Source organism: Citromicrobium bathyomarinum, assembly GCA_001306305.2.
In the GTDB taxonomy this organism is placed as follows: Bacteria; Pseudomonadota; Alphaproteobacteria; order Sphingomonadales; family Sphingomonadaceae; genus Alteriqipengyuania; species Alteriqipengyuania bathyomarina.
The window spans coordinates 2,209,283-2,224,186 of the sequence record CP155577.1; the positions used below are offsets into that span (position 1 = coordinate 2,209,283).

15 protein-coding genes are annotated in these 14,904 nt (G+C 63.9%); all 15 read right to left on the minus strand.

Annotated elements, in window-relative coordinates; genetic code table 11:
• Positions 1–36: 36 nt before the first annotated feature.
• A complete protein-coding gene (locus VO57_011055; GenBank protein XBL68669.1) occupies positions 37–318 on the minus strand; it encodes a DUF1467 family protein in 282 nt (93 codons plus the stop codon).
• 14 nt (positions 319–332) lie between these two features.
• Positions 333–1,982 carry a ribonuclease J gene (locus VO57_011060; GenBank protein ID XBL68670.1) on the minus strand — a complete coding sequence of 550 codons (1,650 nt, stop codon included), beginning with the start codon at positions 1,980–1,982 and terminating at the stop codon, positions 333–335.
• 1 nt (position 1,983) lies between these two features.
• Entirely contained in the window at positions 1,984–2,766 is a 783-nt protein-coding gene (locus VO57_011065; GenBank protein ID XBL68671.1) for a type III pantothenate kinase, read from the minus strand.
• Between the two features lie 3 nt (positions 2,767–2,769).
• A complete protein-coding gene (locus VO57_011070) occupies positions 2,770–3,489 on the minus strand; it encodes a biotin--[acetyl-CoA-carboxylase] ligase (GenBank protein XBL68672.1) in 720 nt (239 codons plus the stop codon).
• Between the two features lie 25 nt (positions 3,490–3,514).
• Entirely contained in the window at positions 3,515–4,978 is a 1,464-nt protein-coding gene (gene nuoN / locus VO57_011075) for an NADH-quinone oxidoreductase subunit NuoN (protein ID XBL68673.1), read from the minus strand.
• Positions 4,978–6,576, minus strand: coding sequence for an NADH-quinone oxidoreductase subunit M (locus tag VO57_011080; GenBank protein XBL68674.1), 1,599 nt, complete (start codon positions 6,574–6,576; stop codon positions 4,978–4,980). Before VO57_011080 ends, nuoN begins: the two co-directional genes overlap by 1 nt.
• Positions 6,576–8,636, minus strand: coding sequence for an NADH-quinone oxidoreductase subunit L (nuoL, locus tag VO57_011085; GenBank protein ID XBL68675.1), 2,061 nt, complete (start codon positions 8,634–8,636; stop codon positions 6,576–6,578). The genes VO57_011080 and nuoL overlap by 1 nt, the downstream gene beginning before the upstream one ends.
• Before the next feature lie 7 nt (positions 8,637–8,643).
• A complete protein-coding gene (nuoK, locus tag VO57_011090) occupies positions 8,644–8,949 on the minus strand; it encodes an NADH-quinone oxidoreductase subunit NuoK (protein XBL68676.1) in 306 nt (101 codons plus the stop codon).
• Positions 8,946–9,566 carry an NADH-quinone oxidoreductase subunit J gene (locus VO57_011095; GenBank protein ID XBL68677.1) on the minus strand — a complete coding sequence of 207 codons (621 nt, stop codon included), beginning with the start codon at positions 9,564–9,566 and terminating at the stop codon, positions 8,946–8,948. The genes nuoK and VO57_011095 overlap by 4 nt, the downstream gene beginning before the upstream one ends.
• Positions 9,567–9,605: 39 nt before the next feature.
• A complete protein-coding gene (gene nuoI, locus VO57_011100) occupies positions 9,606–10,091 on the minus strand; it encodes an NADH-quinone oxidoreductase subunit NuoI (protein ID XBL68678.1) in 486 nt (161 codons plus the stop codon).
• Positions 10,088–10,474, minus strand: a complete 387-nt coding sequence (locus VO57_011105) for a hypothetical protein (GenBank protein XBL68679.1) — start codon at positions 10,472–10,474, stop codon at positions 10,088–10,090. The genes nuoI and VO57_011105 overlap by 4 nt, the downstream gene beginning before the upstream one ends.
• Positions 10,471–11,526, minus strand: a complete 1,056-nt coding sequence (gene nuoH / locus VO57_011110; protein ID XBL68680.1) for an NADH-quinone oxidoreductase subunit NuoH — start codon at positions 11,524–11,526, stop codon at positions 10,471–10,473. Before nuoH ends, VO57_011105 begins: the two co-directional genes overlap by 4 nt.
• Positions 11,523–13,565 carry an NADH-quinone oxidoreductase subunit NuoG gene (nuoG, locus tag VO57_011115; GenBank protein XBL68681.1) on the minus strand — a complete coding sequence of 681 codons (2,043 nt, stop codon included), beginning with the start codon at positions 13,563–13,565 and terminating at the stop codon, positions 11,523–11,525. The genes nuoH and nuoG overlap by 4 nt, the downstream gene beginning before the upstream one ends.
• Positions 13,566–13,577: 12 nt before the next feature.
• Positions 13,578–14,102, minus strand: coding sequence for a hypothetical protein (locus VO57_011120; GenBank protein ID XBL68682.1), 525 nt, complete (start codon positions 14,100–14,102; stop codon positions 13,578–13,580).
• Positions 14,103–14,245: 143 nt separating this feature from the next.
• Complete coding sequence (locus VO57_011125) at positions 14,246–14,902, minus strand: hypothetical protein (GenBank protein XBL68683.1); 657 nt, start codon at positions 14,900–14,902, stop codon at positions 14,246–14,248.
• Positions 14,903–14,904: the final 2 nt, after the last annotated feature.

Below are 14,904 nucleotides of genomic sequence, written 5' to 3' on the forward strand. Positions count from 1 at the left end.
TGGGGGGGCAGGTCGCCCCGCCCCCCATGGATAGCGTTATGCGCCCCGCTGGCTGGGTGGCAGCATGAAGTCGAACATGTCGCGGGTCACCCAGCCATGCTCCCAGTTCAGCACCCACACGGCGGTCAGCACCGCGGCGATCACCGACGCGCGCAGCGCCAGTCTGCCGGGACGGAAATTGGCCGGCGCGCTTTCCGCCTGTCCGGGAACGAGGTCCAGCCCCATCTCCTCGTGCGTGCGCACGCCGAAGGGCAGCATCGTGAACGCGACGAATATCCACATCAGGAAATAGATCGCGACGATCGACCAGAAACCCATCGTGTTGCCCTCCCTCAGGCCTCCGGAATGACGACCTGAACCTGCGGGCGCTTGCCCGACCAGCGATTGGCGGCGCGGCGCGCGGCGAGGCGCGCGGCTTCTTGCCGGGCACCTGCATCCTTCGCGTCGCGGCCGCGCAGGCGGCGCAAGGCCTCCTTCACGTCACGGGTAGCCTCGGCGACGAAGTCGGGGAAATCCTCGTCCAGCGGCAGGCCCAGCGCGCGGATCGTCACATCGTCACGGCCCGTTACGACCACCACCAGCACGCCGTCGCGCGATAGCCTGCGGCGCTCGGTAACCGCACTGCCATCGGCTGGCACGATCAGATCTCCATCGAGCACGAGACGCCCGGTGGGCACCCTGCCGATCTTGCCCGGCTCGCCCGGCGCGAGGCTCACGATGTCGCCATTCTTCTGGAACACCGCGTGCGGGATGCCTTCAGCAAGACCAAGCCGCGCCTGTTCCTGCATATGGCGGATCTCACCATGTACCGGCACCAGCACTTCGGGCTGCAGCCATTCATAAAGCGCCTGCAGTTCGGGCCGCCCGGGGTGGCCGGAGACGTGGATCATGCTCTGCCGGTCGGTCACCATCTCGATCCCGCGTTCGGCCAGCTGGTTCATGATCTTGCCGATCGCGATCTCGTTGCCGGGGATCTGGCGGCTGGAAAACAGCACCACATCGCCGCGAGCCAGCTCCAGCGGATGGTTCTTGTCCGCCATGCGGCCCAGCGCAGCGCGCGGCTCGCCCTGCCCGCCGGTCGCCACGATCAGAACCTTGCCGCGCGGCAGGTTCATCGCGGTGTCCCAGTCGATCGGCTGGGGGAAATCGGTCAGGTAGCCGCAGCCTTGCGACACCTCCAAAATGCGTTCGAGCGAGCGCCCGGCGATCACCAGCTCGCGCCCCGTCTCCTTGGCGATCTCGCCCAGCGTGTGCAGCCGCGCGACGTTGGAGGCGAAGGTCGTCACCACCACGCGCCTGTCGGGCCAGTTCTGCACTTCCTCCAGCAGGCCTTTGAAGACCGCCCCTTCGGAGCCGCTCTCGTTCGGGTTGAAGACGTTGGTGCTGTCGCACACCAGCGCGAGCACGCCATCCTCGCCGATCGCGCGCAGCTCTTCCTCGGTGGTCGGCTCGCCGATGATCGGATCTTCGTCCAGCTTCCAGTCGCCGGTGTGGAAGACCTTGCCGTAAGGCGTGTCGATCAGCAGCGCGTTGCCCTCTGCGATCGAGTGGGCGAGCGGGAGGTAGCGGATGCCGAAAGGCCCGATCTGCATATCCTGGTCGCCTTCGCGCACGATATGCAGCGGCACCTCGTCGACCAGATCGGCTTCCTTCAGCTTGCGTCGCACCAGTTCCGCAGTGAACGGCGTCGCGTAGAGCGGCACGCCAAGGTCGGCCGCGAAGTACGGCACGGCACCGATATGGTCCTCGTGCGCATGGGTCAGGACGATGCCGAGCAGGTCCTTCGTCCGTTCCTCGATAAATTCGAGATCCGCGAAAACCAGTTCGATGCCAGGGTATTCATTGGCGCCGAAGGTCATCCCCAGATCGACCATCAGCCATTTGCCGTCGCAGCCATAGAGGTTGACGTTCATCCCGATTTCGCCCGAGCCGCCAAGGGCAAGGAACAGGAGTTCGTTCTCCGGCTTGAAGTTCTTTTTCATGCTATCCTTTGTCGACCGTGCGCCGGGCCAGCAGGTGCAGGCCGCGCAGCGTCAGGTCGGTGTCTACGACATCAAATATGTCGGTATGGTCGTCGAACAAGACCGAGAGGCCGCCGGTGGCGACCACCTTGGTCGGGCGACCGATCTCTTTCTTCATCCGCGCGATCAGGCCTTCCATCATCGCGACGTAGCCCCAGAACACGCCGATCAGCATCTGATCCTCGGTATTGCGCCCGATAACGCTGTCCGTATCGGGGGCGTGGATCGCGATGCGCGGAAGCTTGGCGGTCTTGCCCACCAGCGCGTCGAGCGACAGATTTATTCCCGGTGCGATGATCCCGCCCTTGTAGGCACCGTTGAAATCGACCGCTTCGAACTTGGTCGCGGTGCCGAAATCGACCACGATCAGGTCGCCGCCGACCAGCGAATGGGCCGCAATGCAGTTGAGCGCGCGGTCTGCACCCAGCGAACTGGGAAGATCGACGTCGATCTCGAAATTCCACGCCGCCTCGCCCTGCCCGGCGATGATCGGGGTAATGCCGAAATATTTCTCGCACAGCACGGTAAGGTTGTGGTCCGCACGCGGGACGACCGAGCCGAAGATGATATGCGTAATCTCTTCGCGGGCAACGCCTTCGATGCCGAGCAGCTGGAACAGCCAAACCGCGTATTCGTCGCCCGTGCGCCGCCCATCGGTCGAGATGCGCCAACGCGCGCGCAAATCATCCCCATCGAACAGCGCGAAGACGAGGTTGGTATTTCCGACATCGATCGCGAGAAGCATCGGCTACCTTTCCGCCAAGATCACATCGCCTGCGTGAATGACACGCAAGGCCCCATCCTCCAAGCGCAGTCGCATCGAACCATCCGGTTCAAGCCCATCGAACAGGCCGTGGACGCGCCCGCCATCGGGTTCATGTACGCTCACCTGCGTGCCGCGCGGGGTGCCCGCTGCGATCCAGCTGCGTAACAGCGGTTCCAGGCCGTAAGTCCGCCAGCGCTCCAGCTCGGTCGCGAAGTGCGCAGCGAGGCTGCTGGCGAAGGCATCACGATCGGGAGCGGGCCCGAAAGCGCTCAAGGCGCGCGTCTTCCGGTCGGGCAGATCGGGCGCGGCGACCAGATTGACGCCGATGCCGATCACCACCGCATCGCCCTGCGCTTCGAGCAGGATACCAGAAAGCTTGGCATTTCCAACCAGCACGTCATTGGGCCACTTGAGGCGCAAGGTGCAGTCGGCCGCGTTGACCACGCCCTGAACCGCCTCGAAAAGGGCAACCCCGGCGAGCAGCGACAGCGTGTGTGCAGGCGGCTGTCCGGGCAAAAGACGCACGATCGTGGAGCCCATGAAGTTGCCGTGGCCGTCATGCCAGCCACGGCCCTGCCTGCCCCGCCCTGATACCTGCCGGTCGGCGACCAGCCAGTCCCCTTCGCGCACGGCTTCGCCGGCGCGCAGCGCGCTGAGCAGGTCGGCATTGGTCGAGCCGGTTTCGGGTACGGTCCGTATCAAGACGTCGCGCCGGGCATTCGCGGGCTCAGACGCCCGGGAACAGGCCCGCCGCCGCCGTATCGGTCATCGCCTGCAGTCCGCGGGTCAGCAGGAAGCCGAGCGGCGAGATCAGGAGGGTGCAGATGATCAGGATCGCCCAATGCGCCGCGCTGCCACCCTTGGTGGCGCGGCCTACCGGCTCCTCGAAATACATCACCTTGACGAACTTGATGTAATAGAACGCGCCGATCACGCTCGCCGCGATGCCGATCACTGCCAGCGGGACCAAGCCGGCCTGGATCGCAGCGTTGAACACCTCGACCTTGGCCCAGAAGCCCAGCAGCGGCGGAATTCCGGCGAGGCTGAACATCAGCGCCAGCAGACACAGCGCGATGCCGGGGCGCGTGCTGGAAAGACCGGCGATATCCTCGAAAGTTTCCAGGTTCTCACCCTCGCCATTACGCAGCATCAACACCGCGACGAAGCTGCCGAGCGACATCACCACATACGTCGTCAGATAGAACAGCATCGCGCTCGCCCCTTCGACCGTCGCCGCGGCGAGGCCGATCAGGATGAAGCCGACATTGTTGATCGAGGAATAGGCGAGCAGCCGCTTCAGATTGTTCTGCCCGATCGCTCCGAGCGCACCCACAATGATCGAGGCGAGCGCGGCGAAGATCACGATCTGCCGCCAGGCATCGGCCTGCGAACCGAACGCGTCGAGCGCGACGCGCGCGGTCAGCGCGACCGCTGCCACCTTGGGCGCGGTGGCGAAGAAGGTCGTCACCGGGGTCGGCGCGCCCTGGTAAACGTCCGGGGTCCACATGTGGAACGGCACGGCGGAAATCTTGAACGCCAGACCTGCCAGCACGAAGATCAGCCCGAACAGCGCACCGGTGGAAAGCCCCGCTTCCTGCGCCGCGCGGATGCCGGCGAAGCTGGTCGTGCCGGTGAAGCCGTAGGTAAGGCTCATCCCGTAGAGCAGAATGCCGCTGGCAAGCGCACCGAGGACGAAATACTTGAGCCCCGCCTCCGCCGAACGGCTGTCGTTACGCAGGAAGCTGGCGAGCACATAGGCCGCGAGGCTGTTGAGTTCGAGCCCGATATAGAGCGTCATCAGATCGGTCGCGGAGACCATGATGCTCATGCCCAGCGTGGCGAACAGCACCAGCACCGGATATTCGGGCTTCATCGCGCGCCGCTGGTTGAAGAAGCCGGGCGCGATCATCAGGCAGCCGATCGCCGCTAGATAGACCAGCAGCTTTGCGAAAGCGGAGAAAGAGTCGGCGCTGATCTGGCCGTAAAACGCGGTCGCAGCCTCGCCCTCGACACCATTCGCCAGCGTCGGAATGACAAGACAGCCAGCCGCGCCGATTGCCACTGCGGCAAGGATCGAGACCAGGCGGCTCGCCTTCTCACCGCCAAACGCGGCAATCATAAGCAGCACCAGGCCGGAACCGGTCAGGAGCAGCTCGGGAATGATCCGGCCAAAGGAAGTTGCGTAATCCATTAGTGTTCGGCCCCTTCAGAGCCGCCTTCTTCCGCAGCGCCGTGTTCACCTTCGGCACCATGGCCGCTGCCATGTTCGCCTGCCATGTAGTTGGCCGCATGTTCGTTGGGCGTTCCTGCCACCAGCATCGCATCACCTGCCGGAGTGGCACGCGCGATCCGGGCTTCGATGGCCGCAATGTCGCTGCGCATCGGAGCAAGGAAGCTCTCGGGATAGACACCCATCCACAGAACCGCCGCCGCCACCGGTGCCAGCATCAGCCATTCGCGTGCGTTCATATCCGGCATCGCGGCGGCATCGGCGTTCTTCTGTTCACCGAAGACCACCCGGCGGTAGAGATACAGCATGTACCCCGCGCCAAGGATGATGCCGGTGGTCAGCACGAACGTCGTGGTGCTGGACATCTGGTAGATACCCGCAAGGCTGATGAACTCGGCGACGAACCCGCTGGTCCCCGGCAGGCCGATGCTCGCCATCGTAAACAGCAGGAAGAACAGCGCGTAGCGCGGCATGTTGGTGGCAAGGCCGCCGTAGCGGGCGATCTCACGCGTGTGCAGCCGGTCGTAGATCACGCCCACGCACAGGAACAGCGCGCCCGAGACGAGGCCGTGCGACAGCATCATCACCATCGCGCCCTCGATCCCTTGAGAATTGAACGCGAACAGGCCCGCGGTCACGATCGCCATGTGCGCGACGGACGAATAGGCGATCAGCTTCTTCATGTCGTGCTGGACCAGCGCGATCAGGCTGGTGACCACCACCGCGATCATGCTGAGACCGAACACCAGCCACACGAACTGCGCGGATGCCTCGGGGAACATCGGCAGGCTGAAACGGATGAAGCCGTAGCCGCCCAGCTTCAGCAGCACGCCCGCGAGGATGACCGAACCGGCGGTCGGCGCCTGAACGTGCGCGGCGGGCAACCAGGTGTGGACCGGCCACATCGGCATCTTCACCGCGAAGCTGGCGAAGAAGGCCAGCCAGAGCCACGTCTGCGCTTCCGGCGGGAAGTCGTATTGCAGCAGCACGGGGATCAAGCTGGTGCCCGCTTCCTGGATCATCCACAGCATCGCGATCAGCATCACGACCGAGCCGAGCAGCGTGTAGAGGAAGAACTTGAAGCTGGCGTAGATCCGGTCGTCGCCGCCCCAGATGCCGATGATCAGGTACATCGGGATCAGGCCGGCTTCGAAGAAGATGTAGAACAGCAGGATGTCCTGCGCGGCGAACACGCCGATCATCAGCAGTTCCATGATCAGGAACGCGGCCATGTATTCGCCGACGCGCTTGGTCACGCTGGTCCAGCTCGCAAGGATGCAGATCGGCATCAGGAACACGCTGAGCATGATCAGCATCAGGGCGATGCCATCGATGCCGAGCGCATATTCGAACCCGGCGAACAGGTTCGCGCGCTCGGTAAACTGCCATTGCGCGCCGCCGATGTCGAAATTGAGCCAGAGCATAATGCCCAGCACCAGATCGATCAGCGTGGCGATCAGCGCGACCCAGCGAGCGGTCGACGCGTTGACGAACATGCACAGCACCGCACCGACCAGCGGCACCAGCAGCATCAGCGAAAGGATTGGGAAGCCCTCCATTACAGCAGCACCCAGGTAATAGCGGCGACAACGCCGAGCAGCATGATCAGGGCGTAGGTGTTGAGCATGCCGGACTGGAAGCGCTTGGCCCCTACCGATCCCTGCCTGACCACCCAGGCCGCGCCATCAGGCCCGAACCTGTCGATAATTCCGATGTCGAGCACCTTCCAGAACACGCGGCCCAGCCAGAAGGCAGGCTTCACGAACAGGAAGTTGTACAGCTCGTCGAAGTACCACTTGTTGAGGAAGAAGCGGTAGATCGGGCCCAGCTGCTCGGCCGCCGCTTCCGGCAGCTTCGGATTGCGGATGTAGGACAGCCAGGCGATCGCGAGACCCAGAAGCATCGCAATGGTCGCGGTCAGCTTAACCCACAGCGGCACGCCGTGCATCGTGTGGACGAGGTTCTCGTTGAAGAACACGGAGCCCTTCCAGAAGCCTTCGGCATCGACGAAAGGCTCGTAGAACACGAAGCCAGCGAACACTGCACCCAGGCTCAGCACGACCAGCGGGATCAACATGACCCACGGTGCCTCATGCGGATGATAGCCGGCAGTGCCGTCCTTCTCCTCGGTCGAGGGAACGTGGTGCGCCACGGCCTCGCCCGAATCTTCCTGCGCGGCAGGATTGTGATCTTCCGGCTCGTCATGCCCGTGGTGGACCGCGTGCTGGATATGCTCGCTATCGGCCCAGCGCGGCTTGCCCCAGAAGGTCAGGAACATCAGGCGCCAGGAATAGAAGCTGGTCAGCATCGCCGCGATCGCACCCGCCCAGAAGGCGAAGTTGGCTGCGCCCGTGCCGCGCGCATAGGCCGCTTCGAGGATCGCGTCCTTCGAATAGAAGCCTGCAAAGCCGAACACGTCGATGATCCCGACGCCGGTGATCGCCAGCGTACCTGCCATCATCGCCCAGAAGGTGATCGGGATGCGCTTACGCAGCGCGCCGTAGTAACGCATGTCCTGCTCGTGGTGCATCGCGTGGATCACCGCGCCCGCGCCAAGGAACAGCAGCGCCTTGAAGAAGGCGTGCGTGAACAGGTGGAACATCGCCACGCCGTAGGCGCCCACGCCCGCGGCGAAGAACATGTAGCCCAGCTGCGAACAGGTCGAATAGGCGATGACCCGCTTGATGTCCCACTGCGTGGTGCCGATCGTCGCCGCGAACAGGCAGGTCGCCCCGCCGATCACGGTCACCACGGTCAGCGCCACAGGTGCGGTCTCGAACATCGGCGACAGGCGACAGACCATGAACACGCCTGCGGTCACCATGGTGGCGGCGTGGATCAGCGCGGAAACCGGGGTCGGGCCTTCCATCGCGTCGGGCAGCCAGGTGTGCAGGCCCAGCTGCGCGGACTTGCCCATCGCGCCGACGAACAACAGCAGGCACAGGATGTCCATCGTCATCAGGCGCATGCCCATGAAGGTGATCGAGCTGCCGCTCATCGCAGGAGCCTGTTCGAGGATCGCGGGGATCGAGACGGTGCCGAACACCAGGAAGGTGCCGAAAATGCCGAGCATGAAGCCAAGGTCGCCCACGCGGTTGACCACGAAGGCCTTGATCGCGGCGGCGTTGGCGCTGGGCTTTTTATACCAGAAGCCGATCAGCAGGTACGACGCGAGGCCGACGCCTTCCCATCCGAAGAACATCTGGACCAGATTGTCCGCCGTCACGAGCATCAGCATCGCGAAGGTGAACAGGCTCAGATAGGCGAAGAAGCGCTGCTGGCTGGGGTCTTCGTCCATGTACCCCCACGAGTACAGGTGGACGAGCGCGGAGACGCTGGTGATGACCACCAGCATGACCGCGGTCAGCGTGTCGACGCGCAGCGCCCAGTCGAACGAGAGATCGCCCGACTGCACCCACTGGAGCACCGGCACGACCTGCGCCTGGGCATTGCCGCCGAGGAAATCGAGGAAGATCGGCCAGCTGAGCGCGCAGGAGGCAAACAGCCCGACGGTCGTGAGCACCTTGGCCGGCGTCTTGCCGATCGTGCCGCCGAAAAGCCCGGCGACAATGGCAGTCGCCAGCGGCAGGAAGACGATGAGGAGGATCGAAGACTGCACGGGTGGTTCAGCCCTTCATCCGGTTCACATCGTCGACCGCGATCGTGCCACGGTCACGGAAGAAGATGACGAGAATCGCGAGCCCGATGGCCGCTTCGCCCGCCGCCACGGTCAGCACGAACATCGCGAAGATCTGCCCGGTCAGGTCGCCGAGGAAGGCGCTGAACGCGACGAGGTTGATGTTCACCGCCAGCAGGATCAGCTCGATCGCCATCAGAATGACGATCACGTTCTTGCGGTTGAGGAAGATGCCAAGCACGCCGAGCACGAACAGGATCGCGCTGACGATGATGTAATGCTGGATGCCGATCATAGCTCGACCCCCTCGCCGACGGTCGGCTGCTTCATCTGGGTTGCTTCCTTCGGGTTGCGACGAACCTGCTTGGTGATGTTCTGGTGGCCGCGCGTGGTCTTGAGGTCGCGGTGGGTCAGCACGATCGCGCCGATCATCGCCACCAGCAGGATCAGGCCCGCGGCCTCGAACACGAAGATGTACTTCGAATAGAGCAGCGCGCCGATATTCTCGATATTGCTGTTGGCCAGATTGGGCGCGTTCGCACCGCTCGCCGTGCCCAGCTCAAGCGGCCCGGCCCCCAGCGCGCCGATGCCCAGCACCAGCTCCGCCAGCAGGACCAGCGCGATCGCGATCCCCAGCGGGAAGTTCTTGATGAACCCGGCGCGCAGCTCCGCCATGTCGACGTCGAGCATCATCACCACGAACAGGAACAGCACGGCCACGGCACCGACGTAAACGACGACCAGCAGCATCGCGATGAACTCCGCGCCCAGCAGCACCATCAGGCCCGCCGCGTTGAAGAACGCCAGGATCAGCCACAGCACCGAATGCACCGGATTGCGGCTCATGATGGTGAGCACGCCACTGGCGATCACCATCGTTGCGAAAAGGTAGAAGGCTATGGCCTGGATCATGGCTTTGAAAAAGTGCCCCGCGAGTGGTCTGTGGCGCGCCTAGCGGTAGGGCGCGTCGGCTTCAAGGTTGGCTGCGATGGCGCGTTCCCATTTGTCACCATTGGCGAGCAGCTTGGCCTTGTCGTAAAGCAATTCTTCCCGGGTTTCCGTCGAATATTCGAAGTTCGGACCCTCGACGATCGCGTCCACCGGGCACGCTTCCTGGCAGAAACCGCAATAGATGCACTTGGTCATGTCGATGTCGTAGCGCGTGGTGCGGCGCGAACCGTCCGCGCGCGGCTCCGACTCGATGGTGATCGCCTGCGCCGGGCACACCGCCTCGCACAGCTTGCACGCAATGCAGCGCTCTTCCCCGTTGGGATAGCGGCGCAGCGCATGCTCGCCCCGGAACCGCGGGCTGATCGGGTTCTTCTCGTACGGGTAGTTGATCGTGACCTTGGGCTTGAAGAGATACTTCAGGGTCAGCGCGTGGGCCTTCACGAACTCGTAGAGGGTAAAGGCCTTGATGGTTTGTGCGATGCTCATGCGTCAGTTTCCTCGCGAGCAATTGTGCCGATCGTGCAGGAGCCGGGAACGGCCATCACCTCACCCGAAGGCAGCGTGCCGGTAACCGCCGCTCTAGCGGTGGCAGCCGCCATATCGACTTCGGAGATCTCGAATTCGATCGTCGCTTCGTCGCTCTTCATCTCGATGTAGAGCGAGTTGGGCATATCGTCGAAAACCTGGGAGATACGTGCGGACGACGGCACGATCTCGCCATCGCCGGTCACGCTGTACAGCGTCAGCACATTTCCCATGACGTTCGCGGTTTGCTCCTCGTCAGGTGCGAATATGGTGAAAGTCGCCGTATCCGCGCTGCACTGGAAAGTGGTGCCCGCCAAGGCGGCCAGGGCCAAAATCATGCTCATGCTGCGCTTCCGAAATGCCCGGTGGCCATCAGGTAGCCGCTGATGACGAAAACGAAGATCAGGCTCATCGGCAGGAAGATCTTCCAGCCAAGCCGCATCAGCTGGTCGTAGCGGTAGCGCGGCACGGTCGCCATCACCCAGCTGAACATGAAGAAGAAGAACAGCGTCTTGAGCAGGAACCAGATAATCCCCGGCACCCAGTACAGCGGCGCCCAGTCGACAGGCGGCAGCCACCCGCCGAAGAACAGCAGCGTATTGAGCGCACACATCAGCAGGATGTTGGCATATTCACCCAGCCAGTAGAGCGCGAAAGCCATGCTGGAATATTCGGTCTGATACCCGGCAACCAGCTCACTCTCCGCCTCGGTCAGGTCGAACGGAACGCGCTGCGTTTCCGCAAGCGAGCTGATGAAGAACACCACCCACATCGGGAACAGCAGCAGGTTGAAATAGAACCCGTTGACGATGCCGAAACCGTGGCCGCGCTGCGCCTCGACGATCTCGGTGAGGTTCCACGAACCTGCCCAGAGCACGACGCACACGAGGATGAAGCCGATCGAGACTTCGTACGAAATCATCTGCGCAGCGGCACGCATGGCGGAGAAGAACGGGTATTTCGAGTTCGAGGCCCACCCGGCCATCACCACGCCGTAAACCGACAGCGAGCTGATCGCGAGGATGTACAGCAGGCCGACATTGATATCCGCCAGCACCACTCCATCCGCGAACGGCACCACCGCCCACGCCGCCAGCGCCACCGTAAAGGTGATGATCGGCGCGATGATGAAGATGCCCTTGTTCGCTGCGCTCGGGATGATGGTTTCCTGCAGGAACACCTTCAGACCGTCTGCAAAGCTCTGCAGCAGGCCGAACGGGCCGACCACGTTGGGGCCTTTGCGCAGGTTGATCGCGGCCCAGACCTTGCGGTCGATCAGGATGACGTAGGCGACCGCCAGCATCAGCGGCAGTGCGATCAGCAGGATGCCCGCGATCGTCGCGACGAACCACGCCCACTCGTAGTTCATGCCGAGAGATTGGAAGAATTCGGTCATTCCGCGGCCTCCAGAATCTCGTCACCGTGGACCAGTTCGGCCGAGCAGCGCTGCATCGTCTCGCTCGCGCGGGCGATGGGATTGGTGAGGTAGAAGTCGGCGATCGGGTACGCGATCGCGCCCTTGGCCTTGGGCGTCTTCTTGCCCTTGGGCAGCTTGCCCAGCGGCGCGAGACCTTCCTCGCCCAGCGCGGGCACGGCTTCGATCATCGCCGACTGCAGCTGTGCGAAGCTGTCGAAGCCCACGCTCACGCCGAAGGCATCGGCAAGGGCGCGCAGGATCGTCCAGTCCTCACGCGCATCGCCGGGAGCGAACACCGCCTTTTCGGCAAACTGCACGCGGCCTTCGGTGTTCACGTAGGTCCCGTCCTTCTCGGCATAGCTGGCGGCGGGCAGGATGATATCCGCCGCGTGCGCGCCCGCATCGCCGTGGTGGCCGATATAGACCTTCAGGCTCTTCTCGAACGCGCCGTAGTCGACCGCGTCCGCGCCGAGCGAGAGCAGCACGGCAGGCGCGGCGTCGACCACATCCTTGATCCCGCCCTTCTGCGCGTAGCCGAGCATCACCGCGCCCATCCGGGCTGCAGCGGTGTGGATGACGTTGAAGCCGTTCCAGGCCTCTCCGTCGATGTCACGCACCAGGTTCCACTCGTCCGCCAGCACCAGCGACGGGTGCAGCGCGTTCGCCGCGAGACCGCCGGGGCCAACGATGATCGCAGGCCGCCCCGCGTCCTTGAACGCATCGGCCACGTGGCCGGGCAGATCGTGCAGCAGACCCGCATCCTCGCCGAGGAATTCGCAGGCGAAGGTCGTGTCCCACTCGGGACCGATCAGGAAGATTTTCGCGCCGCGCTTGGCCGCCTTGCGCAGGCGGACATTGATCAGCGGCGCTTCGTGGCGGACCTGGCTGCCGACGATCAGGATCGCATCGGCGCTCTCGATACCCGCCAGCGTCGAATTGAATGCAATTCCCGCGAGGCTGGAGCAGTCATAGTCGAGACCGGTCTGGCGACCTTCGAGCTTGTCCGAGCCGAGCTCTGCCAGCAGGCGCTTGGCCGCAAACATCGTCTCGCAATCGACCAGATCGCCCGCGACCGCCGCGATGGAGCCCTCGCCGCCCTGCTTCGCAGCCTTCACGATCGCGTCGAACGCGTCTTCCCAGCTTGCGCGTTGGAGCTTGCCCGCGTTCGGCCCGCCGACCGCGCGCATCCACACCTGGTCGAGCCTACGGCGCGTCAGGCCGTCAACCTGATAGCGCGCCTTGTCCGAAATCCACTCTTCGTTGACGTCGTCGTTGATCCGCGGGAGCGCGCGCATGACCTCGCGCCCACGGCTGTCGAGGCGGATATTCGCGCCGACCGCGTCGGACACGTCGATGCTGAGCGTCTTCTTCAGCTCCCATGGACGCGCTTCGTACGCGTAGGGGCGACTGGTCAGCGCGCCGACCGGGCACAGGTCGATCACGTTGGCGCTCATCTCGTGGGCGGCTGCCTGTTCGAGATAGGTCGTGATCTGCATGTCTTCGCCGCGATAGAGCGCGCCGATCTCGTCCACGCCCGCGATCTCTTCGGAGAAGCGCACGCATCGGGTGCAGTGGATGCAGCGGGTCATGATCGTCTTGATCAGCGGGCCCATGTACTTCTCGGTCACCGCACGCTTGTTCTCGTGATAGCGAGATGCGCCACGACCATAGTTCATCGACTGGTCCTGCAGGTCGCACTCGCCGCCCTGGTCGCAGATCGGGCAATCGAGCGGGTGGTTGATGAGGAGGAACTCCATCACCCCTTCCCGCGCCGCGCGCACCATCGGCGTATCCGTGCGGATTTCCTGGCCTTCGGTGGCGGGCAGCGCACAGCTTGCCTGCGGCTTGGGCGGCCCGGGCTTCACTTCGACCAGGCACATGCGGCAATTGCCCGCGATGCTCAGCCGCTCGTGATAGCAGAAGCGCGGGATTTCCTTGCCCGCAAGCTCGCACGCCTGCAGCACGGTGGCACCTTCCGGTGCGTCGATTTCCTGTCCGTCTACGGTGACTTTAGGCATTCTGTCTCAGTCCTAGTCCGATTGGCCCGGCAAGCGCGCCGCGCCCGGATTGCGGGTTGCGTGGTACAGCGCTTCGGCAAGTGCCATGCGAATGTTCATCGGCTTGAGCGCGATCTGCGACCCTTGCGGCATGCAGGGGCCGAAGGTCGGTGCCAGCTCGCGCATGCGGGCCAGTTCGCTCTTGTCGCCAAGCCTGGTCTCTTCGATCAAGCCGCGCGCCGCCGCGAAGTCTTGCGCGACATAGCAGCGTGCGAAGTCATGTATAGAGGCGATGCTCTCCGGTTCCTCGATCGCAGGCACGGTCCCCTCCGGCCAGTCGCGCATCGCGTCTTTGAACAGCCCTTCGGCAACCACGCCGCGCACCCATGCACGCACCAGCGTCGCGCTGACGAAGTTCTGCATGCAGCGGTTGGTCGTGTCACCGAACAGCGCGTCGAACGCGGCGGCCTCTTGCGGCGAATCGATCGGCGCATCGAGGAAGGCGATCGACCGATCCCGCTTGTTGCTCGCCAAGCACGGGCCGAGCTGGCGGAGCATATAGAAATACTCCTCGTCGTTAGCCGACGTGGGCGCGCTCGAAAAACCCGAGGTACTCGGGCTCAACTGCGCAAGTGCAGGCGCGCTGCCGCAAAGGCTCGCAGCAAGCAGGGCAATGGCAGATATGGCGGCGCTGCGTGGGGTCATTCGGCACCCTGCCCGGTCAGCCGAGCCGCAAGCCGGTAATACATTGTGGCAAGGCCGAACCGCAGCCGCGCCCGGTCGATCTGCACCTCCTGCCCCGCAGGCACGCAGCCGCTGATGACAGGAGCAAGCGCACGAATCGCGGCCTTCTCCTTGTCGCTACCCATCCGGGTGGCAAACAGCGTTCGCGCGCCCGCAGCATCGGCCCGCGCAATGCACTCGCCGATCCGATACATCAGCGTGTGGCCCTGCGCGGCAGGGCCGCCACCCGCGTAAGTCGCGTTAAGCGCTTCGAGATCTGCGACATTGTCCAGCACATCGGGAGCGAGCGTCTTTTCGATAAGCCGTTGGGCGAGCGCACCGCGAAAGAGAAAATCCTCCATCTTCAGCTTGCCGTAGTTGAAGCCCATGCAGCGCGAATCGAACAGCCGCTTTACTCCGTCCACCCGCGCCGCATCGGCACCATCGGTGAGGACGAAGGCCCGCGTAATTTCTGGCTCGGCGTCGGCCACGCAGGTGCTGTAATCCACCAGCACATTATGCGCCTGTCTGGTCTCTTTCGCGCTCGACTGCGCAGCCGCAGGCACGGCGATGCCAAGGGAAAGCGCACAGGCTGCCCCCGCCATCGATAGCGAAAAATGTCTGATAGCGAACATCC